Source organism: Devosia oryzisoli (assembly GCF_014837245.1).
Lineage (GTDB): Bacteria > Pseudomonadota > Alphaproteobacteria > Rhizobiales > Devosiaceae > Devosia > Devosia oryzisoli.
In genome coordinates, this window is the sequence record NZ_JACYFU010000001.1 from 515,859 (window position 1) to 537,660 (window position 21,802).

The following is a 21,802-nucleotide window of genomic DNA, read 5'->3' on the forward strand; positions in this document are numbered from 1 at the left end:
CCTATTGCCAACGCTTGAACGACTTCAGGTGTTCGAGGGCACCTGTCACGGTGCGCACGATCTTGTCGACGCGATCAGTTACCGGAACGACCATGACGTTTTCTGAGGCAGGGTCAGGCGGTTCAAGTGTGGCGAACTGGCTGTCGAGCAGGCTCGTCGGCATGTATTCATGGCGGCGCCTTGCCATGCGGTCCCCTATGACCTCTCGATCGCCCTGCAGGTAAACGAACAGGACCGGCTCGCCAGCCTTTTGCGTGATGAAATCGCGGTAAGTGCGTCTCAGGGCCGAGCAGGCTCCGACCGAAACGCCTTTCTTGTCCGCCGCCTGTTTCAGCGCAACGCTCAGCGCTTCGAGCCAAGGCCAGCGGTCTTCATCAGTCAGAGGCGTTCCCGAACGCATTTTTTCGACATTGGCGGCAGGATGGTACTGATCGCCATCGAGGAAAGGAGCATGAAGCGCGCGGCCTAGGGCCTGGCCGACCGTACTTTTTCCTGATGAACTGACGCCCATCACGATGATGATGCGGGGAGCGTCAGACAACTGCGGTGAAGCCCCCATCGACATAAAGAATGTGTCCATTCACAAAGCTTGAGGCGTCGGAGGCCAGGAAGACAGCCGCTGGCCCCAGTTCCTCAACTTCACCCCAACGTCTCATCGGGGTGCGTTGCTCCACCCAGCTATTGAACTTGGCGTCCGCGATCAAGGCGGTGTTGAGATCGGTCCTGAAATAGCCCGGCGCGATGGCGTTGACGTTCAACCCGCCCGGCGCCCAGTCTGCTGCCATGCCTCGTGTCAGATTGGCGATTGCGGCCTTGGCGGCTCCGTAGACGGCGGCGGTCGGCCGTGCCACTTCGGTCAGAATTGAACAGATGTTGATGATCTTGCCCTTGCCGCGAGCCAGCATGCGGGGCGTTACGGCTTTGGAAACCAGGAACGTCGACTTGACGTGCACGCCGATCATCGCGTCGAAGTCGTCCTCCCGGTAGCTTTCCAGCGGCCCCCTGATCTGAATCCCGGCGTTGTTCACCAGGATATCGAGGGGCCCGAGCTTTTCTTCGCAGTGAGTTATGGCCTCGGCGATCCCGTCGGCGCTCGATACATCAAAAGCGAGCCCTGACACGCGGTGTCCCGCGTCTGCCAAATCGGCGGCCGCCGCACCAACTGCCTCGGCGTTGCGGCCGTTCAGAACGATCTCGGCACCTGCTTGGGCAAGCGCTGTTGCCATGGCGAGGCCGAGTCCGCGGCTTGAGCCGGTAACGAGCGCGCGCCGGCCGGTAAGGTCGAATGCAGAAAGATCTGCGCCCATAGTATGCGGATACTCCAGCTGTGCGCCTGCCGCCAACCACCGGCGACAGCCAATCTCTACCATGATTGAACTTCCATACAAGCTATGCGATATGGCCGGAAAGTGCACTCTCGGCCCTTCCGTTGGGCCGCAGTTTGTGGTCATTTCGCGCCGCATATCATGCGCTGAGCGCATGGGTGTGCCTGAGATACCTAAGAAGGGACTGTTCGTATGTCGACAGCGGATATCGGCCTGATCGGCCTTGCAGTGATGGGCTCCAACCTTGCCCTCAACATTGCCGAGAAGGGCTACACTATCGCCGTCCATAACCGGTCCCCCGGCCGGATCGACGAGTTCGTTACCGAAGCCAAGGAGCAAGGGCTGGATGGGAAGACCATCCCGAAATATGAGCTCGGCGAGTTCGTGCAAGCGGTCAAGGCGCCTCGCTCCATAATCATCATGGTCAAGGCCGGCAAACCCGTCGACGACATGATCGAGCAGCTGCTGCCGCACCTTGAAAAAGGTGACGCCATCATCGAGTGCGGCAATTCGCTGTTCACCGATACCCAGCGCCGCTTCGACTACTTGAAGCCTAAGGGCATCGGCTATCTCGGGGTCGGCGTTTCCGGCGGCGAAGAAGGCGCGCGCCACGGCCCATCCATCATGGTGGGCGGCTCCAAGGAGCAGTGGCATAACGCCGAGGCGGTTCTTACCGCTATCGCCGCCAAGTTCAACGGCGAGAGCTGCTGCGCCTATCTCGGCGAAGGCGGCGCCGGCCACTTCGTCAAGACCATCCACAACGGCATCGAATATGGCGATATGCAGATGATCGCCGAAGTCTATGGCGTCATGCGCGATGGCCTCGGCATGACCCCCAAGGAGTGCGCCGAGGTCTTCAAGAAGTGGAACCAAGGGCCGCTCAATTCCTATCTGATCGAAATCACCGGCCACGTTCTTGACGCCGTCGATGACCAGACCGGCAAGCCGCTGGTCGAGTTGATCCTCGACAAGGCCGGCCAGAAGGGGACTGGCGTGTGGTCCGCCATTGTCGCCCAGCAGATGGGTGTGCCGGCTACCGCCATCGAAGGGGCCGTGGCTGCGCGGTCCATTTCTGCCCGCAAGGATGAGCGCGTTGCCGCGGAAGCCATATACGGCAAGCCCACCCGCGCCAAGACCGATGTGACGCTGGACGATCTCGAAAAAGCGCTGCTGGCCGGCAAGATCGTCTCCTATGCGCAGGGCTTTGCCGTCATCGCCAAGGCTTCGGAAGAGAACGGCTGGGCCCTGCCGCTGGCCACCATTGCCAAGATCTGGCGGGCAGGCTGTATCATCCGCTCCCGCTTCCTCGACCAGATGTCGTCGGCCTACGAAAAGGGCGGCAACACCAACCTTCTCGTCGTGCCGGACTTCGTCCAGATCATGAAGGACAGCCATCCGAGCCTGCGGAAGGTCGTCGCAGCCGCCGCCATCGGCGAATTCCCGATGATCTGCCTTTCGGCAGCGTTGAGCTATTTCGACAGCTACCGACAGGCCCAGGGCACCGCCAACCTCATTCAGGGCCAGCGCGACTTCTTCGGCGCCCACGGCTTCGAAATCGAAGGCCGCGGTTCTGACCTGCACGGCACCTGGCCGTCGACGCTGGGCAAGTAAAGATCCCAATCGAACGCAAAAGGCCGGGCACCGTCCCGGCCTTTTTGTTTGCGTAACTGCTCAGGCAGACTTCATCCTGGCCTGTCGGAGGACGAGGTCGTGGCATGGATTGCGCGCCCGACCTCGTGGTTCGACAGGCTCACCATGAGGTCTCAGGGACGGCTAAAAAACTCCAACCGCAACTGAGGCTCCTCGACCTCCACATCCGCCGTCGCCGACAGCCCATCGAGGAACCGGTGGGCCCGCGTCTGAATATCCTTACGCTGCGCCGCGTCCATGCGGTCGAGGTTGCGGTAGGGCATGGCCATGCGCCGGTTGCCCTCGAGTTTCTGCCGGTTCTCTATCAAAAAATTCCAGTAGAGCAGGGTGAACGGGCACGCTTTGTCGCCCTCCTTGGTCTTGGGGCTATACCGGCAATCGCCGCAATAGTCGGACATGCGGTTGATGTAGGCCCCGGACGCCGCATAGGGCTTGGACGCCAATAGGCCATCATCGGCGAACATCACCATGCCGTGTAACGCCTAGGCGTCTCTCCCATCCATCCATCATGTCGCGCACGCGCCAGGCGCCCGGCTCGGTCACCACCACGCCATCGGCCCTGTGACGAGTCAGCGCCCGCGCAAGCTCGCCCTCAAGGGTCTGCGTGTTGTCCTCGTCGTCGAGACGGACATAGTCGACAGTTATGCCCTCGTCCCGCAGGCTCTGAGCGAAGTGCCGCATCGCCGCGTAGATGAACACGAGCTTCTGCTTGTGAAAGCCGACCACTGAGGATTCGCCGCCCACCTCAGTCATGAGAACGACGTCCCTGTGAACGTCAATATCTCGCAGCGCAGCGACGTTGCGCGTAAGGTGATCGCCAAGAATGTAACGCAGCGTCGACATTTCTTTCCTACGCTGCGAACTTTCCCCTGGTTCAGCTTGTGCGCACCGGGTGAAAGTAACGCCGAAGGTGGTCATTGGCAGTGATGCCCGTTAAGACCACGGCGACATCAGCAAGCAACGAAGGCCACCATGTCAGAGCGCAGCTTCCGCCAATCCATGCACCTCAGGTGGCATCGGATCTGGTTGCCGCGTTTGCGCCGTCGTTCGCTGTTTGTGGTCGGCGGCCTCGTTGTCGGTTTCGCTGCCCTCGCGATAGCCCAAATCGCTGACTATGCCATGCACACGTTCATTCACGCGCAGCAGCGCTGGCCTTTAATGCCCTTGGTGGTCACACCCGCCGGCTTCGCGGGTCTGGCCTGGCTGACAAAGCGCTATTTCGACGGCGCCCAGGGCAGCGGCATTCCGCAGGTGATTGCGGCGCGACAACTCGAGAACCTGGAGCGAAAGGGCAGGCTGGTGTCCCCGAAACTGGCCCTTGCCAAGATGGTACTCTTGGCCGGTGGCCTCTTCGTGGGTGCCTCGGCCGGGCGGGAAGGGCCAACTGTGCAGGTAGGAGCCAGCATCATGTTCTGGCTGGGACGCTTTTCTCCGCATCGCCAGCCGGGCCTGCTTCTGGCGGGGGGCGCAGCTGGCGTCGCCGCAGCTTTCAACGCACCGTTGGCGGGCATCGTGTTCGGCATCGAGGAAATGAGCCGTTCTTTCGAATTGCGCACCAGCGGTCTTGTTCTTGGAACGGTTATCGTCGCTGGTCTGGTTCCTCTCGCCGTGGTCGGGGACTACACCTATTTCGGGCGTTCGTCTGTTGACCTCTCGGCCATAACGCAGTGGCTCTGGATCATGCCGCTTGCCGCACTTTGTGGCCTGGCGGGCGGCCTGTTCAGCAGGCTGCTGATCGCATTCTCGTACGGGTTGCCGGGCCGCGCCGGGGGCTGGATCCGGCAGAACCCTGTGCTGTTCGCGGCTCTGTGCGGCCTTGGCGTCGCTCTCTGCGGGTTTCTCGCCCATGGCAGCGTCTTCGGCACGAGCGCGGACCAGGCAAAGGCCATCATGGCAGGCGAGGGGGCACCAGCGGGGTTCGGCCCGCTCAAGTTCGTTGCCACTGTGCTGTCCTCCATCAGCGGTATACCGGGAGGGATATTTTCTCCGTCGCTGGCTGTCGGCGCCGGCATCGCGGATCTCTTCTCCAGTCTCGTGCCCGTGCCGATCGCCGCGCTGACGATCGTCTGCATGGCCTCCTACCTCGCTGCCGTCCTTCAAGCGCCGATCACCGCTTTCGTGATCGTCACGGAAATGACTGGCAACCATGCGCTGATATTTCCGGTCATGCTGGGCAGTATGATTGCGACGTTCATGTCCAGGCTGGTTTGCAAAGACGGTGTCTACCATGCCCTGGCCCACCGCATGCTGCAGCAGGGCACCAAGGCAGCGCAGTAGCTAGAGCGACCGGAACATCACGTAACTGTCTACGTAGCCGTGGGTAGGGTGTTTGAACGCCTTGGGGAGCGTTCCGACAACCTCGAACCCTAGGGCGTGCCAGAGAGCCACGGCGCGGGTGTTGGTCGAAACCACGTGGTTGAACTGCATGGCGCGAAACCCCCTGTCCTGGGCGGTGTCGAGCGAATGCAGGCACATGGAGCGAGCTACTCCCTGGCCTCGTGCCTCTGGTGAGACCATGTAGCCGCAATTGGCGACGTGGGCTCCCCCTCCTCGCTGATTGGCCATCAGATAGTAGGTGCCGACGATCCTGTGGTCGATTTCGGCAACGAAGACCGAGTGCGCCGGCATCATCCAGTAGGCCTTGACGGCCTCAGGCTCCAGGTCCCGGTCAATGGCGTAGGTTTCGCCAGCCGCCAGAATCGGCTGAACGATCGCAAAAATATGTGGCCAGTCTTCGTCAGCGGCGGCGCGGATGATCATCGGGATCGTCCTCTATTGGTGCGACGCGAACCTGGCCCGGCGGCGGGATTTCAGGCGCATGCGGATGGTCGGCAACGCTTGGCCGCCGTCCCAGTTCATAGCGCCAGGCGGCAATGGCGAACACCATCAGGGCCGCGGCAACGCTGGCGCTGGCAGCCACGAAAGGGGCGCCCGGGAAATAGTGGGAAGAGGTGGGGCTGGTGGTGTAGTAAGAAAAGATCTGGGTGGCGGCCAACGGGCCGATAATGGTCGCCAAAGAGCTGGCTGCGTTCACTGCGCCCTGGAGTTCGCCCTGGCTGTTGTCCGGCACCTGCCGCGACAGCACGCCGTTAATGGCAGGGGGAGCGAGCCCGCTTATCGTGCCCACCATGATGAAGAGGTAGAGGTAGTAGACTTCGTTCGAGAACGCGACGCCGGCAAATGCCGCGACAGCGGCGAGAAGGCCGATCATCGCCACGGCGGGCTCGCCTATGCCGCGAGACAATGGACCAGCGATCACGGCCTGGCTGATGGCAAAGCCCAATCCGAAAGCGCCGAGGGTGCGGCCGATGGTCGATGAGCTGAAGTGGAACATCTCCACCGTAAAGTAGCTGAAGACCGTGGGCAGCGATTGTGCCGAGAGCTGGAAGAAGAACAGCACGCCTAGGAGCCACAGCACCGAAGGATATTTCTTGAGCGCCAGTACCGCGCCGAGGGGATTCGCGCGGCGGATGTCGAATTTGCGGCGGGCGCTCTTTGGCAGGCTCTCGGGCAACACCAGGAGCCCGAAAAGAAAATTGGTGAAGGCCAGGGCTGCGGCCGCAAGGAAGGGCACGCGAGGACCAATTTCACCCAGCTCTCCACCGATCACGGGGCCCACGATGAAGCCGAGCCCGAACGCTGCGCCAATGAGGCCGAAGCGGTGGGTGCGTTTGTGAGGAGGCGTGATGTCGGCCATGTAGGCCGTCGCTGTCGCGAGGGCGGCCCCGGCAATGCCCGCGACGACGCGTCCGATGAAGAGGTACCAGACGAATGGCGCGATCGACATCATGAGGTAGTCGAAGGTCAGCCCCAGCAGCGACAGGAGAAGCACCGGCCGGCGCCCGTAGCGGTCAGACAAATTGCCCAGGACCGGCGAAAACACGAACTGCATGAAAGCGTAAGCGAAGACGAGATAGCCGCCGATGACCGCCGCATTGGCGACGCTGCCCCCCGTCAGGTCCTCAAGCAGTTCTGGGAGGACAGGGACGATGATGCCGACGCCGACCATGTCGATCAGGATGGTGGTGAGAATGCACACCAGGGTCAGTCGGGATCGCGTAGCGGCTTGCATGCGGTCGTTCGAACCTTTTCCTGGGGCGCTGGGCTTGGCCGCAATTGACACGTGCAGGAGGGTCAAGGCAAGCGCGAAGGCGCCTTTGAGCGGTGCCTAGGATGCGCCGGCGACTGCCTTGTACCCATAGATCCAAGCCAAACGCTTGAGATGCGCTTGAGGTCCCTGCAAACGCATCACCGCGTTTCTGGCGTGAGCTGCAGGGCCATAGAGGTGGAAGATTTTCCCGTTGGTGCTCGAGAGCGCCGCGACCCGGGTCACGCGTTCCTGGCGCATCCGCGAGTATTGCCCAAAACCCTCTTCGGCCGTCGCTGCTGCAACCAGCAATGGCGCCAGAACCCCAGCGTCTTCGATGCCCATGGCAGCGCCTTGCGCCTGGAAAGGAACCATGGCATGGGCCGCATCGCCCGCCAGTCCAACATTGCCCCTGAACCACCGATCCGTGTTGACCGTAAAGAGGGGCCATCCCGTCCAGCGCCCCATCGCCACCGCAAGGACGCTCTGCGCCAGCCCCCCCGGCCGGGGGACGGCGGGACCGGCTTCCACGTCGGACGTTGAAGAAGGCAAGAAGAGAGCAAGGTTGACCTGGTTCCGATGCGGCAGCGGGTAGCAGACGAGGTGACAGCCCCGGCCGAAGAACACCGAAACGCGGTCGTGAGGAATAACACCTTGAACGGCGTCGATTGGCACCAGCGCCCGCCAGGCCACCCTCGCGCCAAACTGCGCCTCTGGCCCCTCCAAAAGCTCTCGGCGCGTCAGCGAGTGAACCCCGTCGGCACCGATGAATGCGCGCGCCCGCGCTTGCCGCTCCGTGCCCGTGTTGTCCTCGAACGTGCAGGCAATGCCTCGGGCGTCGGACACGACACCAAAGCGCCGTACACCGAAGATGATGTCGATGTTGGCGAAGCGCCTTGTGGCCTTGTAGAGAACCTGTGCCAGGTCCGCGCGGTGCATGACGGCATAGGGTGCATCAAAGCGATCCCGCATGACGCCGCCGAGCTCCAGGCTGACGATTGGCCGCCCTGCGCCGGCCGCATAAGTGTCGAGAGCCTTCGGTTCGAAGCTCACGGCGCTCAGCGCATCGTCCAGCCCAAGATCATTCAGCACATGCCGGGCGTTCGGACTGATCTGCAGCCCAGCGCCGAATTCCTGAACTGCGTCGTTCCGCTCGAGAACAGTCACGCTGGCGCCGAACTTGGCCAGCGCCAGAGCCAAAGTCAGGCCGGTGATCCCGGCGCCCGCGATAATGTAATTCTGGCCCTGGGCGGGCATGGTGCGACTCAGGCGGCAGCGATGCCTTCCAATAGCGCACTGGCCGGATTGGCTTGACCTTCACCCAAGGCGCCATTGAAAATGTAGAGCGTTGAGCAATACGGGCAGACGATTTCCGTGTCCTTGCCCATGTCCAGGTAAATGTGCGGATGGTCGAACGGCGGCAAGGCGCCCACGCACTGGAATTCCTTGGAGCCGACTTCGATGCTGCGCAGGCCGTCGGTGTTGTGGAAATGCGGTGTGGAGCTGTGAGCCATGGTGAACCTTGGGAGCCATGCGGGATTTGGCCGGACCATAGCCAAACCACCTGGGCAAGGGAAGGGCGTTAGGACCTATCGAGGCCAACTTGATTTTCTGGGAACAAGCGTTGAAAGCCAGAGCAACGCTCGGAGACTGTTATGTCGTTTTTTAGATCGCATGGGCTCGACTTCGCCTACGAGATTGCCGGAAGGGGGCCGCCGGTGCTCTGCATTCACGGTTTCGCCTCCAGTGGCAAGGTCAACTGGGTCGACACTGGTTGGGTGGAGACCCTGGTGGGTGCCGGTTATACCGCCATTACCTTTGACAACCGCGGGCACGGTCGGTCTTCCAAGCCACATGATCCGGAGGCATACCATCCCGCGCTGATGGCCGAGGACGCTGTGGGATTGCTCGAGCACCTGGATTTCCCCAGAGCGGCCGTGCTGGGCTATTCCATGGGCGCGCGAATTGCGGCGTTTCTTGCTTACGCGCACCCTGACCGCGTCGCGGCGGCTATTTTCGGAGGGATGGGGATCAATCTCATCAACGGCCTGGCGGACGGTAACGACATCATTGCCGGGCTCCGCGCTCCCGCTATCGAGGATCTCAAACACCCCACAGCGCGCCAGTTTCGCATCTTTGCAGATCATACCGGGTCCGACCGCGAGGCGCTGGCGGCGTGCATGGAAACCTCGCGCGAACCCATGGCCCGCGCCGACGTTCGGCGCATCGAGGTGCCCGTGCTGGTTGCCATCGGTGAAGCCGACGAGATGGCGGGAAGGCCGGAGCCATTGGCGGAACTTCTGCAGCACGGACAACCCTTCGTGATACCGCGCCGGGATCACATGCGGGCCACGGGGGACAAGGCCTTCAAAAGCGCAGCTCTCGAGTTTCTTGGACGCACATTTCCCGCCGGGCAGGATTCGTGAACCAATTGACTGCCGGGGCTTTGTATCGAAGAACAATGTCGCCTATATCGGTGATCATCGATGAAGCAGAGGGCGCGGCCGTGACCAGCATCCGCAAAGCAGCGCAGATCCAGAGCGTGGACCCGGTCTGGGATGCCGTTCGTGACGGCGCGATGGGCATCCTCGAGAGCGATCCCGCTCTGGGCAACATGGTTCTCGTCAACGTTCTCAACCACAATAGCTTCGAAGATGCTCTCGTGCATCGCCTGGCTGCGCGGCTGGACCATGAGGACGTATCGGCTGACATCATACGCCAGACTTTTGCGGAGACGCTGCGCGACCATCCGGAGATCGGCCAGTTGGCCCGCGTGGACTTGGCGGCTACGCTTGAACGCGATCCTGCCTGCAGCAGGGCCGTCGAGCCACTGCTGTATTTCAAGGGATATCAGGCGATCCAGACGCATCGCTTTGCGCACGCGATGCACAAGTCGGGCAGGCGGGATTTTGCCCTCTATCTGCAGAGCCGCTCCAGCCAGGTCTTTCAGGTGGACATCAATCCGGCCGTGCCAATGGGCCGGGGCATCATGCTCGATCATGGCACTGGTCTGGTCATTGGCGAGACGGCGGTCGTGGGGGATAACGTCTCCTTGTTGCAGAACGTTACCTTGGGCGGCACTGGCAAGTCCGATCAGGACCGACATCCCAAAATCGGCAACGGTGTGTTAATCGGGGCCGGTGCCAAGGTGCTCGGCAATATCAAGGTCGGCGATTGTTCGCGCATTGGCGCAGGGTCCGTGGTGCTCAAGGAAGTACCTCCGCGCGTGACCGTGGCTGGCGTGCCCGCAAAGGTGATAGGCGAAGCAGGCTGTGCTCAGCCGGCCTTGGTCATGGACCAGATGGTGCTGGTTCACGAAGCAAGTTGAGCACGAGACAAGCCCTCAGCGGCCACTTGTTTGCCCTAAAAAGGCTGGATGCGGGGGTTGTCACCACCGGGTCAGTCACTAGATTGCCGGCTCATCGAAACCAGCAGGATTGCGTCCCGTGAACCATCCCGAGATCATCAAGCTGCAAAAGTTCCTGCAGCGCACATTCAACAATCGCAATATTGACGTTCGCCCTCGCGCCAAGCTGAACGACTCGGTGGAAGTCTTCATTGGCGAAGAATCGATTGGCCTCATTCACATCGACGATGAGGACGGCGACAAGTCGTACATGTTCTCGATGTCCATCCTCGACATCGATCTGGAAGACATCGAATAAGATGGGCCGCCACGGCGGCTCCTAGAGTGCGCCGATCTGGTCCAGCCAAAGGGCCATTTCGGTGTCAAAGCTCCGCCATCCTGCCAGTGCAGTCGCGCTGAAGCTGAATACGGCGGCTAGCCCGCTTGGCAGGTGGACCGTCCGCAGGCACCGATCCTGCGCACCATTTTCAATCGGAGTCTGGCACTTGGCCACAAAAGGCCCCGGTGCCAGCGGATCATACCAGACAGTCTCTCCTGAATAGCCGTCGGCGTCCTGAAGCGGCTTTCCGACCAGTCCAGCGGCGCCGGACAGCGTGGGGCCAGCAAACTGGTGCAGGTAGACCGTGTCGAGAAGCGTCGCGCTGGATCGAACACGGCCGCGCGGCAGCAGGGTGACATCCACCGATACTGGCCCTTCGGCGAGGCCCAGATCCAGCCGTGTCGTCAGATTGATTTCACTTACAAATCCCGAGCGCTGATTGCCGTTCGCCACAATCCAGTTGCGAGGGACGGTCAGTTCTCTGCCGCCAAGGGTTTGGACGACGCGATCACCATCGTCCAGAGACGGTAGCGGGCCATTAGCTCCACGCCCTGCATGATCCACCAGATATGCCGCGCCGACCGCCAGCAACAGAACCAGAGCTGCAATACCGGCCAGATTGAAGCCGACGGAGGCTCCCGTCTTGTCCTGCGCGCGGGCGTGCGGAGTGGTCATGTTCAAATTAACCAGTTTCGCCGCTGGGGCGTGACAGGCCATTGGGTCCCTAATATGCTTAATAAACAGTTAAGGTTCGCGATTGGCGAGGAACGGACGATGACGCGAGAGTTGGTGCTGGCGGCATTCATCATGGGGGTGGGCCTTTGCATGGCGGGGATGGCAACGCACCTCTACCAGGCGCTTGCCCGGCAGCCCGCAATGCTTCGCTTCGACGGGAAAACCACACTGGCCTCGATGGGCAATCTGGTGATGAGTTTCGTCTGTGGGCCCTACATCATGCTGCAGACGGGCTGGCGGCACGAGGAAAAGGAGGCGATCTCCATGACCTCTGTGCTGGTGTCCGCGCTCGTGGCCTTCGGCTGGGCCTTTGTTACGGGCCTGCTTTTCATGAGTGCCTACGTGGCCGTGCGTTACTGACCCAATCATCCAGACGAAGCAGGCCGGCTGCGTGATGCAGGCCGGCCTTCTTCGTTTGTTGGAGTAGGGCTCAGTTGTTGGCAGCAACCATCAGGACGCGGTCGTCGATCATGTCGACCCATTCAGCCGGGTTCGCCTGGGACTGCCGCTTGATGTAGTGATAGGGCGTGTCGCTCCACAGATTGATGGTCCCTGCCTGGTTGTCGAGAACCATGTCGCCGCGATCTGTCCGGGCGATAAGAACGGCATGACCATCGCCATTGGGCTGCCGGACGACGGCGATCATCAGCGTGCTGGGGGCCCAGCCGGCGGCGATGAGGTCTCGGCGTTTGGCAAGGGCGAAATCTTCGCAGTCGCCGTAGCCATTGGGATAGGTCCAGAACTCCTCGACGCGGTAGAGCTGCTCGTCGGTCGCCGGCACTACGGTCTGGTTGTAATAGGCATTGACCTCAACCAGTTGCTGCCAGTTCTGTTCGGTCAATACCGTGGCCGGCACGATGGTCTTGTTGGGGCTGCACTCGCCCTGGTGGGACTGGCAGAACTGCAGGGCACCCACCGGGATGGAAGTGGTGTGACTGGAGGTCTGGATGAAGGCGACATTAGTCAGGTCCAGAGCAGCAGCCGGGGTCGCAAAGGCGACGATTGCGACGAGCAGTGCGGCGATAAGCCCGGTCTTGCTGGTGGTTGCCATGGGTCGGTCTCCGTGTTGGAGACCAAACTAGGCTTGGCAAATTGCCCCGGTCCGAAAAGTGCCACGCAGTTTTTATGCGTGTTTTATCGATGCTTTTAGGGGCTCGTTGACCATGATCACTGGGGCAGAAGCGTCAGCATGACCGGGCTGGTCGGCTAGTTCATCCGGAGGTTCTGCTGCACCACGGTGAGCATTTCCTGGGCGGAGGCAAATTCCACCGCGACGCCGTTCTGGAAATGACGCACCACGCGCGCCCGCATCCGGCCCAGCGTAATGGGCGTGCCCATTGCGGGCCGAACATCAAGCTCGATGGCGGCACCGGAAAGCGAGATGTCGATGATCTTGCAATTGTAGCGGCGGCCGTCATCAAGCACGACGCTCGAATGGCGAATGTCGGGCACCACGCGTTCGTGGCGGCGGTCCTCGGGCAGGTTGAGGACGTCCTTGTTGGCGAGCCAGGTAAGTTGGGCGGCCATCTTGTCCCGCTTTCGCGGCGATGCCGAGATGTCAATGATGAACCCGCCATCCACTTGGGAGGTGATTGTGCCTTCCACGCGCCCCATGTGATCGAGATAGGCAATGACGCGTTCCCCCACGATCCCGGCGACCGGGGCGATGACTACGGCATCACCCGGAGACATCTGCAGCACCTGGCATGGGAATTCGCGGCGGTCCGCCAGCATGTAGCGCCCAAGGACCGACACCTCAACACGTTGATACCGCTCGTCCCTCAGGCGGGGGCGGGACGGGACTGTAACGTGGGCGGATGGGATGTCGTCGCTCAGCATGCGCCAACCGGTTCCAGTGATTGGGAATTTCCACAAGCACCCTAGACCGTCTTGGTTAACGCATGGTGTCGCTGCGTCCCGGAGGTCGCAGCAAATGCTCCCGATTAGTTTCGTCCGCCGTCAATCACGGCAAGATGGGCATAGCGGCGAGCGGTCCGGCCGTGGACGGTAGTCGGCAGGGCCAGAGAGGGGGACGAGGCGCCGAAGCGAACGTCATTGACGACGTTGGACGCGACCTCCCGCACGCTTTCCTCTGCGCTGACCTCGTCGGGCCAGATCAGCCGGAGCCCGGTGATGCGCTGCTCGATGATGGGCTGCACGCCCAGCCAGTACGGCTCGTCGAGGGCCGTCATGGCGCCGAGGATGCGCGTATGGGTGGAGCCGTTGTGCCGCAGCGGCATCAGAATCGTCTCGAACGTGGTCTTGGTCTGAAGGGCGGTCGATCCCTGGAACGTCACGAGGGCAACGGCATGATCTTCGGTTACCGCGCGGACGAGGGTTTCCATGGCGTCATTGTCCCGATCATGCCAGAGACCGGAGAAGGTGCGCCCCTTGAGTTCACGGCAATAGGATGTGCAGAGGTGCGAGCCGGCGAGACGGAAAGAAAACTTGTCGCTGTCATCCAGTTCAAGGATGAAGGTGTTGGCCAGCGCTTCACGAATTCTGGTGGGATCGATATCGCGGCGATCGGGCGCACTACGCGATCCCCGAATCGTGTTCCAGTAGGTATAGAGCGTCTTTGTGCTCGGCATCTGCATTGTTCGACCCGTTTCCTTGCACGTAAGGGAGGCACTCTCCCTCAAGAGCGCGTCCACCACGCCCGACCATCGCAAAATGCCGCCCCGAACGCCCGCTTAAAGAATAGTTAAGGTTAACGTCCGCGGGCGGATGTGGAAAAGTTAACGGAGTAGCGCGGGCCACCGCCCGTTCGAGGACATTGCATGCGTGAAGAAGAGCTATCGCCCGGAGAACCGGCCCCTAGGGCGCGTGAGCCGGTGTTTCTTTTACCGGGCTCGGTTTCCGCGCTGGCGATCATCCTTGTGCTGATTCAGTTCGCATCAACCATGGTGCTTAACCCGGACGGGCAGAACATGCTGCTCTACTGGTTTGCATTCCAGCCATTGCGCATCGTTGCCTCGCTGACGGATCCGAGCCTGGCATTGCCGCTCCTCTGGACGCCGTTCACCCATGCCTTCCTCCATGGTGGCTGGGAGCACGTGCTGATCAACGTTGCCTGGCTGGTGATCTTCGCCACGCCCGTCGCACGGCGCTACGGCACCGTGGGCATGCTGTCGCTTTTCTTGGTGTCGGCCGCGGCCGGCGCTGCGTTTTTCGCGGCGACGACCTTGTTGGAGGGGGTGTACCTCGTCGGAGCGTCGGGAGGCATCGCCGGCCTTACCGGTGCAGCTATCCGCTTCATCTTTCAGCCGGTGTTGGTGGCACACCATCCGGAAACTGGCGAGCGGCTGGTCCTGGGGCGGCGACTGGCAAGCCTGAGGGAGGTCTTCGCCAATCCGAGTTCGCGCTACTTCACTATTGTCTGGCTTGTGCTCAACGCGGCGGTCCCGCTGATGCCGGCAGTGATCGGCGCCCAACTGGGGGTGGCATGGCAAGCACACCTTGGCGGCTTTATTGCAGGATTCCTGCTCGTGCCCTTGTTCGAACGGCGTCTTGCCTGACCGGTAGGCTGCTCGGCCGTGGTTTCCGCAGAGCGTTAGTGGCCGTACACGGCCTTTGGGTCAAACAGGCGGGGCAGGCCCACGTCCTGCAGCACGGGCTGACCATCTTCGACGACAATGCGCCGGTAGAAGCAGCTCTTTCGCCCTGTGTGGCAGGCGGCCCCCCGGCCAGTTTGCCGGACGCTCATGACGATGCAATCCTGGTCGCAGTCGACCCGGAGTTCCTCGACCTCCTGCAGTTCGCCAGAGGTCTCGCCCTTTTTCCAGATGGCCTGGCGCGATCGCGACCAGTAATGGGCGACGCCTGTCTCCATCGTCAGCCGTAGCGTCTCGATGTTCATGTGCGCCACCATCAGCACATCGTTGCTGCCCGCCTCGACAGTAACGACGGTGATAAGGCCGTCGGCGTTAAAGCGTGGCGCAAAGACAGTGCCTTCGTCACGCTCTTGGTGCGAAAGAGTTTTGGGATCGGCGAAAGACATCCTCATGGGCGGTTCATATACCGCTCCACAAGCGCGCACCAGTGTCCAGGCTAGCGAACCATCGCAAAGAAGCGGTCCTGCTCGACGCGATCTTCGGCGAAGACGCCGGTGAAGCGGTGGGTGACGGTCTTGACGTCGTGCGCCTTCACGCCGCGCATGGTCATGCACATATGCTCGGCCTCGAGCATCACCGCGGCGCCGCGCGGTCCGAGGTTCTCGTTGATGGCATCGATGATCTGCGCCGTCATCGTTTCCTGGGTCTGCAAGCGGCGGGCAAAGACGTCCACGAGGCGGGCGAGCTTGGATAGCCCCACGACGCCATCGTGCGGAAGGTAAGCGATGTGCGCCTGGCCAAAGAAGGGCACCATGTGATGTTCGCAATGGGCGTAAAAGGGAATGCCTTTGACCAGGACAAGATCGTCATAGCCGCCCACCTCCTTGAAGGTCTTGGACAGCACTTCGGCCGCATCCTGATCGTAGCCCGCAAAAAGTTCGCCATAAGCCTTGGCCACGCGGGCAGGGGTTTCCAGTAGCCCCTCTCTCGCTGGATCGTCGCCAGCCCAGGCGATCAGTGTCCGCACAGCAGCCTCTGCTTCCTCACGAGTTGGTCGGGAAACGGGCAGGCGGGCGGCCTTCATCTGGGCGAGCGACTTGACTTGGGCATCCATTGGAAAGCTCCTTGCGTGGCGACCGACCCTTGAACGTAACGCTGCGGGATTTGGATCTTGGTCGCCCGTCGTCCCTGACAATGGAGCGACAACGCCCTATATAGAAGGCCGAAACGGCAGGAACAAGAAACAGAGTTGCCCGGGCGATGGAGCTTAGCGATCTCTATTCTGAAAAAATCCTCGATCTGGCAGGCAATGCTCGCCAGCCGGCGCGGCTCGCCACACCGACGGCAACAGCGCGAAAAGTGTCGCGGATTTGCGGATCGGTGATCGAGGTCGATCTGGTCGTCGAACAAGGCATGATTACTCAGTACGGACACGCCGTATCTGCCTGTGCACTTGGCCAGACATCCGCGGCAGTCGTGGCCCGCGAGATCGTCGGCACCCCGGTCAGAGAATTTGCCGCGGTGCGGCAGACAATGCACGCCATGCTCAAAGGCGATGGGGCTCCGCCCACGGGCAAGTGGGAGGACCTGAAATACCTGGAGCCCGTTCGGCATTATCCCGCGCGCCACACGTCGACCCTTCTGGTGTTCGACGCCATTGCGGCGGCGCTGGAAAAGATTGACTCTGATCAGAAGGTTGTGGCGCAGGACTGATGCGAAGAATCAGCGCGTCGATCTGGCAAGTTGTCGACCTGCCGTTCAAGCTCGTGGCGGTGTTTCTCATCACCGTCTATCGCTACACGCTGTCTGCCTTTGTGGGTCGGACATGCCGACATCTGCCCACTTGCTCGGAGTTCACGACGAGCGCGATCTGGAAGTTCGGGTTCTGGCCCGGCGGCTGGATGGGGTTGGCGCGGTTCTGGCGCTGCCGACCGGGCGGGACACATGGATATGACCCCGTGCCTGAGGTCTTGCCGGGTGCGGGAAGGTGGTTTGCGCCGTGGCGGTATGGGCGCTGGCGATAGTTTCGCTTGTCAGAGGCTGGCACCCACAAGCGCTGGGAGTTTCGCGGTCCGTCGTTGAAAAGCCGAGGCCTTCAAGGGCTGGCAGGACGATCAAACCGTGCTATTCAGGCCGCCTTGCGGTGAGGCACCGCAAGTACAACCCAATTTCTGGAGACTTCCAATGTCGATCAAGGTGACGTTCCCCGATGGTGCTGCTCGCGATTTTCCGCGCGGCACCACCGGCACCGACATCGTGGAAGGCATCTCCAAGTCGCTGGCCAAGAAGACAGTCGCGATGCGCTGGAATGGCGTGCTTTCCGACCTCTCCGACTCTCTTGATGCGGACGGCAGGATCGAGTTCGTGACGCGCGACAGCGGCTCGAAGGATGTTGTCGATCTGATCCGCCATGATGCCGCGCACGTGCTTGCCGAAGCGGTGCAGGAGCTGTGGCCCGATACGCAGGTGACCATCGGGCCGGTGATCGAGAACGGCTTCTACTACGATTTCTATCGCCCGGCCGGCCCCTTCACCGAGGAAGAGTTGCCGGTGATCGAGAAGAAGATGAGCGAGATCATCGACCGCGGGGCTGCCTTCAGCAAGGAGGTCTGGTCGCGCGACCAGGCAAAGAACTGGTTCGAGACCAAGGGCGAGGCGTTCAAGGTTGAGCTGGTCGATGCCATCCCTGCGGACCAGTCGATCAAGATGTACGCCCAGGGTCAGTGGAAGGATCTCTGCCGCGGTCCCCACATGCGGACCGTCAAGGATGTGGGGCAGGCGTTCAAGCTGACGAAGGTGGCGGGCGCCTATTGGCGTGGGGACAGCAACCGGCAGGTGTTGTCACGCATCTATGGCACGGCTTTTCCAAGCAAGGACCAGCTCGACGCTTACCTCACGATGATCGAAGAGGCGGAAAAGCGCGACCATCGCAAGCTTGGGCGCGACCTCGACCTGTTCCATTTCCAGGAAGAGGCGCAGGGCTCGGTGTTCTGGCATCCGCGCGGCTTTGTCATCTACAACCAGATGGAGGCCTATATCCGGCGGCGGCTCAACGCATCGGGCTATGTCGAGGTGAAGACCCCGCAACTGATGCATGCCAAGTTCTGGGAGCAGTCGGGCCACTGGGGCAAATATCGCGAGAACATGTTCGTGGTGCCCGACCAGGTGCCCAACACCGAAGACGATCAGCCGATCTTCGAGGTGGATGCGGTCGGTGACCTCCTGGCGCTCAAGCCGATGAACTGCCCTGCGCACGTGCAAATCTTCAACCAGGGCATCAAGAGTTACCGTGATCTGCCTCTTCGGATGGCGGAATTTGGTTGTTGCCACCGTAATGAAGCGCATGGGGCCCTGCACGGGCTGATGCGCGTGCGGCAGATGACGCAGGACGACGCGCATATCTTCTGCCGCGAGGACCAGATCCAGAGCGAAACGGAGCACTTCGTGCATCTGCTCTATTCAGTCTATGGGCACATGGGCTTCGAGAACGTGGTCATCAAGCTCGCGACCCGGCCGGAGAAGTTCGGTGGCACCATCGAGCGTTGGGATGCGGCCGAGAAGGCGCTGGGCGATGCCTTGCGCGCAACCGGCTATGACTTCGAGATCGCCGAAGGCGAGGGCGCGTTCTATGCCCCCAAGCTCGAGTTCCATCTGCGCGACGCCATCGGGCGCTCCTGGCAGGTGGGAACGCTGCAGCTCGACTATGTGCTGCCCGAGCGGCTCGATGCCACCTATGTCGCCGAGGATGGCAGCCGCAAATATGCGGTGATGTTGCACCGGGCGATCCTCGGCTCGCTGGAGCGGTTCATCGGCATCCTGATCGAGAACTATGCGGGCAAGATGCCGATGTGGCTGGCGCCGACCCAGGTGGTGGTGGCGACCATCGTTTCGGAAGCGGACGAGTATGCCGAGAAGCTGGTGCGGCAGCTGCGCCAGGCGGGCATCCGCGCCGAGATTGACGCACGCAACGAGAAGATCAACTACAAGGTGCGCGAGCACTCGGTGCAGAAGGTGCCGCTGATGTTCGTGGTCGGCAAGCGCGAGGCCGAGGAGGGCACCGTGTCGGTGCGCCGGCTCGGAACCGAGGGGCAGAAGGTGCAGCCGTTCATGGACGCGCTGGTGTCCCTGATGGCCGAGGCGACGCCGCCGGACCTCAAGGACAAGGCGCAGCAAAAGGTCGCCTGATGCCGCTCCGTCCGTCCAACCGCGAAATGAAGGCGCTTTATCATCTGGGCGAAGCCAATGAGCTTGGCCCGGATGACTTCAAGGATGTCGGCGAGAAAGTCTTCGCCGGCATGCTCAGGAAGAAATGGATCGAAGAAGCCGGGCCGGGCAAATATCGCACGACCGAAAAGGGCCGGGTGATCCACGACGAGGAAGTGTGGTTCGCCGGCCGCTCCAAGCGCTAAGCAGAGGCGGTGACATGGCCGAGCCGATCGTGATCACCCGTACCGTCTCAATCGATCCGAGCGAGATCGAGGAGAGCTTCGTTCGCGCCTCGGGGCCGGGCGGGCAGAACGTCAACAAGGTAGCGAGCGCGGTGCAGCTGCGGTTCGACCTGCTCAACTCTCCCAATATTCCCGAGCCGATGAAGCGGCGGGTGATGGCGCTGGCGGGCAGCCGGATGACCAAGGATGGGGTGATCGTGCTCACCGCCAATTCGCATCGTGACCAGCCGCTGAACCGGACCGAGGCGCTGGCGCGGCTGGTTGCGCTGCTGCGCGACGGGGCCTATGCGCCCAAGCCGCGCGTGGCAACGCGCCCAACGCTCGCCTCCAAGAAGCGACGGGTTGACGCCAAGGTCCGCCGCAGCGGCATCAAGCGCATGCGCTCGACGCCGGGCGGGGAAGACTAGGAGGGGCCGCCGAAGCGGCCCCTTTTGCCTATTTGGCGGTGGCGTCGATGGTGACCTTGCCCAGGAGCAGGGTCGGATCCTCTTCGGCCGCCATGAAATCGGCCACGCCGATACCGGGGTCCTCCTTGGCCTCGATGGAGATGTTGAGCGTCCTGGCCGCGCCGCTGACGAAGCTGTTGACGGCCTTGCCGAGCTTGGCGGCATCGGCAGCCCCCGCCATCATTCCGACGACGGTGCCCTCGGCGAGGCCCGCGAAGACGGGCCGCATGGCGGCGGGATCGCTGCCCTGTTCGGCCGCGACGGCCTTGAGGATGATGTCGGACAGACCCTCGTCGGTGACGTCGAGGTTGAGCGACTTGACCGCCAGGCCCATGCTGGCCATCAGCGCCGTGTCGGGATCGGTGGCGAAGAGGTCTTCGGTGGCGTTGGTGATCTTGCCTGCGAGAACGACGGTGGCGAGGTCGGCGCCGGTGACGGACACTTCCTCGAGATCGATGGCCTGGGCGGCTTCGTCCCAGGAGGCCGCGATCCGGAAGCCGGCGTCAATGCTGGTCACGCCCAGCGCGATCAACTGCTTGAGCTGTTCGTCCTCGGTATCGGCCGGCAGGTCGGCCACGATGTTGGCGGCGGAGGTATCGACCGTGGTAGGGATGCCGTTGCGATAATCACCAAGGGTGAGGTCGAAGGCGCCCACACTAGCCTTGATGCGCGTGCCCGGGGCCTCGGGGTCGGGCACGTCAATATTCAGGCCAGAGAGCGAAAGCCCTTCCATACCGGGGATGAGGCCACGCGCATTGGCGTCCAGCCAGGCCTGATCCACCGCATCCGGCGCGCCTTCCAGCGTGGCGATCACGGACGTCAGATCCATGGGTTTGAAGGTGAAATTGTCGAGGGCAATCGTGTCCTCATCCCCCACCGAGATGTCGACCCCGTCCACAGAGATGCCCGGATAGGTGCCGGGCGTCATGCCGTTAACGGTCATGCTGTCGACGGCGACGACGATAGGACGGTCTTCCTCGTCTGTCCCGTCACACGAGAACCCATCGAAATTGGCCTCGCTGCTCTCGAAGGCCGTAAAAAGATCCGCGTACATACGCAGGAGCTTGCCGACCAGCACCGGATCCGGCGTGTCCTGCGTTTCCTCCAGGGTCTGCGCCAGCACGATCATATCGAGAAGCGAGTTCTTGAGCGGACGCGCCTTGAATTCGCCTACCGATACTCCACCGATCGTGCAGCTGACGTCTTCCGCCTCGACCGTCCCGCCATCGGCAGTGAAATCGGTGTAGATCGTCTGTAGTCCACCACCTGGTTCGGCGGCGGCCACCAAGCCGTAGAAGCCCAGGAGCCCGCCAATGTTGAGATCGGATGCGGCCAGCGTGCCGTAGCTCAGCGTCGCGTCCTTGCTGTCGAGCGCAACGCCGCCGAGGCTGAAGGAGCCCGCTACTCCGTTCGCCACATCGCTGAGGACCAGATCGGAAAAGGTGACGGTTGTGTCCTCGGCCTCTCCATCCGTCACCGCACGCACGCTGAGCACGATGCTGGGGACCGTGATACTGGTGGCATCGAGGGCCGCCAGAGCCTCGGCGTGACCCGCGATGTTGCCCTTCAAGATGTCTGCAAGGGCCGCCTCGTCCATGCTGGAATCGACAGCATCGATTGTCGGGATGGCCACCTCCACCGACACGTCCGGGGCCTGCTGCTGCGTTGCATGGGAGCCGGATTTATCCTTCACCTTGGCAGCAAGAGCGGGATCGGCCGGCAAGGCCACACTGACAAGAAATGCGGCGGCCAGGGCGGCGAGGCCGCGGCGGCCAAAGGTGGTCGTCGTCGTCATTCATCGGTCTCCCAGTCTCGGGCCAAGTGCGAGGCCTCCCGAGCCTGCAGAAGCTATCTCCAAGCAGGGCGACACA

The 21,802-nt window shown here is 62.0% G+C and carries 27 protein-coding genes; 12 read left to right on the forward strand and 15 right to left on the reverse strand.

The window, feature by feature from the left end; all coding sequences use genetic code 11:
• Position 1: 1 nt before the first annotated feature.
• Entirely contained in the window at positions 2-580 is a 579-nt protein-coding gene (locus tag IC608_RS02590; protein ID WP_248306152.1) for a gluconokinase, read from the reverse strand.
• On the reverse strand, positions 534-1,307 hold the full coding sequence (locus IC608_RS02595; protein ID WP_191773759.1) for a glucose 1-dehydrogenase: 774 nt from the start codon (positions 1,305-1,307) through the stop codon (positions 534-536). Before IC608_RS02595 ends, IC608_RS02590 begins: the two co-directional genes overlap by 47 nt.
• Positions 1,308-1,517: 210 nt before the next feature.
• On the opposite strand from IC608_RS02595, the gene gndA reads away from it, so the two are divergent.
• A complete protein-coding gene (gene gndA, locus IC608_RS02600) occupies positions 1,518-2,936 on the forward strand; it encodes an NADP-dependent phosphogluconate dehydrogenase (protein ID WP_191772463.1) in 1,419 nt (472 codons plus the stop codon).
• A 152-nt stretch (positions 2,937-3,088) separates the two neighbouring features.
• Here the strand turns inward: gndA and IC608_RS18390 are convergent, their stop codons facing one another.
• Together IC608_RS18390 and IC608_RS18395 are read right to left on the reverse strand one after the other, a co-directional pair.
• Entirely contained in the window at positions 3,089-3,445 is a 357-nt protein-coding gene (locus IC608_RS18390) for a hypothetical protein (protein WP_345890817.1), read from the reverse strand.
• Positions 3,426-3,818 (reverse strand): cryptochrome/photolyase family protein, encoded by a 393-nt coding sequence (locus IC608_RS18395; RefSeq protein ID WP_345890818.1) that lies wholly within the window; start codon positions 3,816-3,818, stop codon positions 3,426-3,428. Before IC608_RS18395 ends, IC608_RS18390 begins: the two co-directional genes overlap by 20 nt.
• A gap of 129 nt (positions 3,819-3,947) precedes the next feature.
• Between IC608_RS18395 and IC608_RS02610 the strand changes: the two genes are divergently transcribed.
• The gene (locus IC608_RS02610) at positions 3,948-5,252 is read left to right on the forward strand and encodes a chloride channel protein (RefSeq protein ID WP_191772464.1); all 1,305 of its coding nucleotides are present in this window, start codon (positions 3,948-3,950) and stop codon (positions 5,250-5,252) included.
• Here the strand turns inward: IC608_RS02610 and IC608_RS02615 are convergent, their stop codons facing one another.
• From IC608_RS02615 to IC608_RS02630, 4 genes are all read right to left on the reverse strand, one after another.
• Positions 5,253-5,735, reverse strand: coding sequence for a GNAT family N-acetyltransferase (locus IC608_RS02615; RefSeq protein ID WP_191772465.1), 483 nt, complete (start codon positions 5,733-5,735; stop codon positions 5,253-5,255).
• Positions 5,713-7,047, reverse strand: coding sequence for an MFS transporter (locus tag IC608_RS02620; RefSeq protein WP_191772466.1), 1,335 nt, complete (start codon positions 7,045-7,047; stop codon positions 5,713-5,715). Before IC608_RS02620 ends, IC608_RS02615 begins: the two co-directional genes overlap by 23 nt.
• A gap of 96 nt (positions 7,048-7,143) precedes the next feature.
• Complete coding sequence (locus IC608_RS02625; protein WP_191772467.1) at positions 7,144-8,319, reverse strand: FAD-dependent oxidoreductase; 1,176 nt, start codon at positions 8,317-8,319, stop codon at positions 7,144-7,146.
• 8 nt (positions 8,320-8,327) lie between these two features.
• Positions 8,328-8,576, reverse strand: a complete 249-nt coding sequence (locus IC608_RS02630) for a zinc-finger domain-containing protein (RefSeq protein ID WP_191772468.1) — start codon at positions 8,574-8,576, stop codon at positions 8,328-8,330.
• A gap of 141 nt (positions 8,577-8,717) precedes the next feature.
• Between IC608_RS02630 and IC608_RS02635 the strand changes: the two genes are divergently transcribed.
• The 3 genes from IC608_RS02635 (at position 8,718) to IC608_RS02645 (ending at position 10,727) form a co-directional block, all read left to right on the forward strand.
• On the forward strand, positions 8,718-9,488 hold the full coding sequence (locus IC608_RS02635; protein WP_191772469.1) for an alpha/beta fold hydrolase: 771 nt from the start codon (positions 8,718-8,720) through the stop codon (positions 9,486-9,488).
• Positions 9,489-9,523: 35 nt separating this feature from the next.
• Entirely contained in the window at positions 9,524-10,390 is an 867-nt protein-coding gene (gene cysE / locus IC608_RS02640) for a serine O-acetyltransferase (protein WP_191772470.1), read from the forward strand.
• A 118-nt stretch (positions 10,391-10,508) separates the two neighbouring features.
• Positions 10,509-10,727 carry a DUF3126 family protein gene (locus IC608_RS02645; RefSeq protein WP_191772471.1) on the forward strand — a complete coding sequence of 73 codons (219 nt, stop codon included), beginning with the start codon at positions 10,509-10,511 and terminating at the stop codon, positions 10,725-10,727.
• Positions 10,728-10,748: 21 nt separating this feature from the next.
• Here the strand turns inward: IC608_RS02645 and IC608_RS02650 are convergent, their stop codons facing one another.
• Positions 10,749-11,423 (reverse strand): hypothetical protein, encoded by a 675-nt coding sequence (locus IC608_RS02650; RefSeq protein ID WP_210316179.1) that lies wholly within the window; start codon positions 11,421-11,423, stop codon positions 10,749-10,751.
• Between the two features lie 99 nt (positions 11,424-11,522).
• On the opposite strand from IC608_RS02650, the gene IC608_RS02655 reads away from it, so the two are divergent.
• Complete coding sequence (locus tag IC608_RS02655) at positions 11,523-11,843, forward strand: DUF6949 family protein (protein ID WP_191772473.1); 321 nt, start codon at positions 11,523-11,525, stop codon at positions 11,841-11,843.
• Positions 11,844-11,913: 70 nt separating this feature from the next.
• On the opposite strand, the gene IC608_RS02660 is transcribed toward IC608_RS02655, so the two are convergent.
• From IC608_RS02660 to IC608_RS02670, 3 genes are all read right to left on the reverse strand, one after another.
• Positions 11,914-12,534, reverse strand: coding sequence for a transglutaminase-like cysteine peptidase (locus IC608_RS02660; RefSeq protein WP_191772474.1), 621 nt, complete (start codon positions 12,532-12,534; stop codon positions 11,914-11,916).
• Positions 12,535-12,689: 155 nt separating this feature from the next.
• Positions 12,690-13,322 (reverse strand): PilZ domain-containing protein, encoded by a 633-nt coding sequence (locus IC608_RS02665; protein ID WP_191772475.1) that lies wholly within the window; start codon positions 13,320-13,322, stop codon positions 12,690-12,692.
• A gap of 104 nt (positions 13,323-13,426) precedes the next feature.
• Positions 13,427-14,080 (reverse strand): PAS domain-containing protein, encoded by a 654-nt coding sequence (locus IC608_RS02670; RefSeq protein WP_191772476.1) that lies wholly within the window; start codon positions 14,078-14,080, stop codon positions 13,427-13,429.
• Between the two features lie 183 nt (positions 14,081-14,263).
• Here IC608_RS02670 and IC608_RS02675 point away from each other — a divergent pair, with 183 nt between their 5' ends.
• Positions 14,264-15,001 (forward strand): rhomboid family intramembrane serine protease, encoded by a 738-nt coding sequence (locus tag IC608_RS02675; RefSeq protein ID WP_191772477.1) that lies wholly within the window; start codon positions 14,264-14,266, stop codon positions 14,999-15,001.
• Between the two features lie 35 nt (positions 15,002-15,036).
• Here the strand turns inward: IC608_RS02675 and hisI are convergent, their stop codons facing one another.
• Both hisI and folE read right to left on the reverse strand, forming a co-directional pair.
• Complete coding sequence (hisI, locus tag IC608_RS02680; protein WP_191772478.1) at positions 15,037-15,489, reverse strand: phosphoribosyl-AMP cyclohydrolase; 453 nt, start codon at positions 15,487-15,489, stop codon at positions 15,037-15,039.
• Positions 15,490-15,533: 44 nt separating this feature from the next.
• Positions 15,534-16,151, reverse strand: coding sequence for a GTP cyclohydrolase I FolE (folE, locus tag IC608_RS02685; RefSeq protein WP_191772479.1), 618 nt, complete (start codon positions 16,149-16,151; stop codon positions 15,534-15,536).
• A 146-nt stretch (positions 16,152-16,297) separates the two neighbouring features.
• Between folE and IC608_RS02690 the strand changes: the two genes are divergently transcribed.
• The 5 genes from IC608_RS02690 to arfB all read left to right on the forward strand — a co-directional run bounded on the left by IC608_RS02690 (position 16,298) and on the right by arfB (position 19,892).
• Positions 16,298-16,750, forward strand: coding sequence for an iron-sulfur cluster assembly scaffold protein (locus IC608_RS02690; protein WP_191772480.1), 453 nt, complete (start codon positions 16,298-16,300; stop codon positions 16,748-16,750).
• Positions 16,750-17,061 carry a membrane protein insertion efficiency factor YidD gene (gene yidD / locus IC608_RS02695; protein WP_191772481.1) on the forward strand — a complete coding sequence of 104 codons (312 nt, stop codon included), beginning with the start codon at positions 16,750-16,752 and terminating at the stop codon, positions 17,059-17,061. Before IC608_RS02690 ends, yidD begins: the two co-directional genes overlap by 1 nt.
• A 160-nt stretch (positions 17,062-17,221) precedes the next feature.
• On the forward strand, positions 17,222-19,222 hold the full coding sequence (gene thrS / locus IC608_RS02700) for a threonine--tRNA ligase (RefSeq protein ID WP_191772482.1): 2,001 nt from the start codon (positions 17,222-17,224) through the stop codon (positions 19,220-19,222).
• Positions 19,222-19,446 carry a hypothetical protein gene (locus IC608_RS02705; RefSeq protein ID WP_191772483.1) on the forward strand — a complete coding sequence of 75 codons (225 nt, stop codon included), beginning with the start codon at positions 19,222-19,224 and terminating at the stop codon, positions 19,444-19,446. The genes thrS and IC608_RS02705 overlap by 1 nt, the downstream gene beginning before the upstream one ends.
• 14 nt (positions 19,447-19,460) lie before the next feature.
• Positions 19,461-19,892 (forward strand): alternative ribosome rescue aminoacyl-tRNA hydrolase ArfB, encoded by a 432-nt coding sequence (arfB, locus tag IC608_RS02710; RefSeq protein WP_191772484.1) that lies wholly within the window; start codon positions 19,461-19,463, stop codon positions 19,890-19,892.
• A 28-nt stretch (positions 19,893-19,920) separates the two neighbouring features.
• Here the strand turns inward: arfB and IC608_RS02715 are convergent, their stop codons facing one another.
• Positions 19,921-21,726 carry a hypothetical protein gene (locus IC608_RS02715; RefSeq protein ID WP_191772485.1) on the reverse strand — a complete coding sequence of 602 codons (1,806 nt, stop codon included), beginning with the start codon at positions 21,724-21,726 and terminating at the stop codon, positions 19,921-19,923.
• Positions 21,727-21,802 lie beyond the last annotated feature (76 nt).

Bases quoted from the DNA above. Each gene is read 5' to 3' on its own strand.
- IC608_RS02590 (WP_248306152.1), bottom strand. From the start codon at position 580: ATGGACACATTCTTTATGTCGATGGGGGCTTCACCGCAGTTGTCTGAC.
- IC608_RS02595 (WP_191773759.1), bottom strand. From the start codon at position 1,307: ATGGGCGCAGATCTTTCTGCATTCGACCTTACCGGCCGGCGCGCGCTC.
- gndA (WP_191772463.1), top strand. From the start codon at position 1,518: ATGTCGACAGCGGATATCGGCCTGATCGGCCTTGCAGTGATGGGCTCC.
- IC608_RS18390 (WP_345890817.1), bottom strand. From the start codon at position 3,445: ATGGTGATGTTCGCCGATGATGGCCTATTGGCGTCCAAGCCCTATGCG.
- IC608_RS18395 (WP_345890818.1), bottom strand. From the start codon at position 3,818: ATGTCGACGCTGCGTTACATTCTTGGCGATCACCTTACGCGCAACGTC.
- IC608_RS02610 (WP_191772464.1), top strand. From the start codon at position 3,948: ATGTCAGAGCGCAGCTTCCGCCAATCCATGCACCTCAGGTGGCATCGG.
- IC608_RS02615 (WP_191772465.1), bottom strand. From the start codon at position 5,735: ATGATCATCCGCGCCGCCGCTGACGAAGACTGGCCACATATTTTTGCG.
- IC608_RS02620 (WP_191772466.1), bottom strand. From the start codon at position 7,047: ATGCAAGCCGCTACGCGATCCCGACTGACCCTGGTGTGCATTCTCACC.
- IC608_RS02625 (WP_191772467.1), bottom strand. From the start codon at position 8,319: ATGCCCGCCCAGGGCCAGAATTACATTATCGCGGGCGCCGGGATCACC.
- IC608_RS02630 (WP_191772468.1), bottom strand. From the start codon at position 8,576: ATGGCTCACAGCTCCACACCGCATTTCCACAACACCGACGGCCTGCGC.
- IC608_RS02635 (WP_191772469.1), top strand. From the start codon at position 8,718: ATGTCGTTTTTTAGATCGCATGGGCTCGACTTCGCCTACGAGATTGCC.
- cysE (WP_191772470.1), top strand. From the start codon at position 9,524: ATGTCGCCTATATCGGTGATCATCGATGAAGCAGAGGGCGCGGCCGTG.
- IC608_RS02650 (WP_210316179.1), bottom strand. From the start codon at position 11,423: ATGACCACTCCGCACGCCCGCGCGCAGGACAAGACGGGAGCCTCCGTC.
- IC608_RS02655 (WP_191772473.1), top strand. From the start codon at position 11,523: ATGACGCGAGAGTTGGTGCTGGCGGCATTCATCATGGGGGTGGGCCTT.
- IC608_RS02660 (WP_191772474.1), bottom strand. From the start codon at position 12,534: ATGGCAACCACCAGCAAGACCGGGCTTATCGCCGCACTGCTCGTCGCA.
- IC608_RS02665 (WP_191772475.1), bottom strand. From the start codon at position 13,322: ATGCTGAGCGACGACATCCCATCCGCCCACGTTACAGTCCCGTCCCGC.
- IC608_RS02670 (WP_191772476.1), bottom strand. From the start codon at position 14,080: ATGCAGATGCCGAGCACAAAGACGCTCTATACCTACTGGAACACGATT.
- IC608_RS02675 (WP_191772477.1), top strand. From the start codon at position 14,264: ATGCGTGAAGAAGAGCTATCGCCCGGAGAACCGGCCCCTAGGGCGCGT.
- hisI (WP_191772478.1), bottom strand. From the start codon at position 15,489: ATGAGGATGTCTTTCGCCGATCCCAAAACTCTTTCGCACCAAGAGCGT.
- folE (WP_191772479.1), bottom strand. From the start codon at position 16,151: ATGGATGCCCAAGTCAAGTCGCTCGCCCAGATGAAGGCCGCCCGCCTG.
- IC608_RS02690 (WP_191772480.1), top strand. From the start codon at position 16,298: ATGGAGCTTAGCGATCTCTATTCTGAAAAAATCCTCGATCTGGCAGGC.
- yidD (WP_191772481.1), top strand. From the start codon at position 16,750: ATGCGAAGAATCAGCGCGTCGATCTGGCAAGTTGTCGACCTGCCGTTC.
- thrS (WP_191772482.1), top strand. From the start codon at position 17,222: ATGTCGATCAAGGTGACGTTCCCCGATGGTGCTGCTCGCGATTTTCCG.
- IC608_RS02705 (WP_191772483.1), top strand. From the start codon at position 19,222: ATGCCGCTCCGTCCGTCCAACCGCGAAATGAAGGCGCTTTATCATCTG.
- arfB (WP_191772484.1), top strand. From the start codon at position 19,461: ATGGCCGAGCCGATCGTGATCACCCGTACCGTCTCAATCGATCCGAGC.
- IC608_RS02715 (WP_191772485.1), bottom strand. From the start codon at position 21,726: ATGACGACGACGACCACCTTTGGCCGCCGCGGCCTCGCCGCCCTGGCC.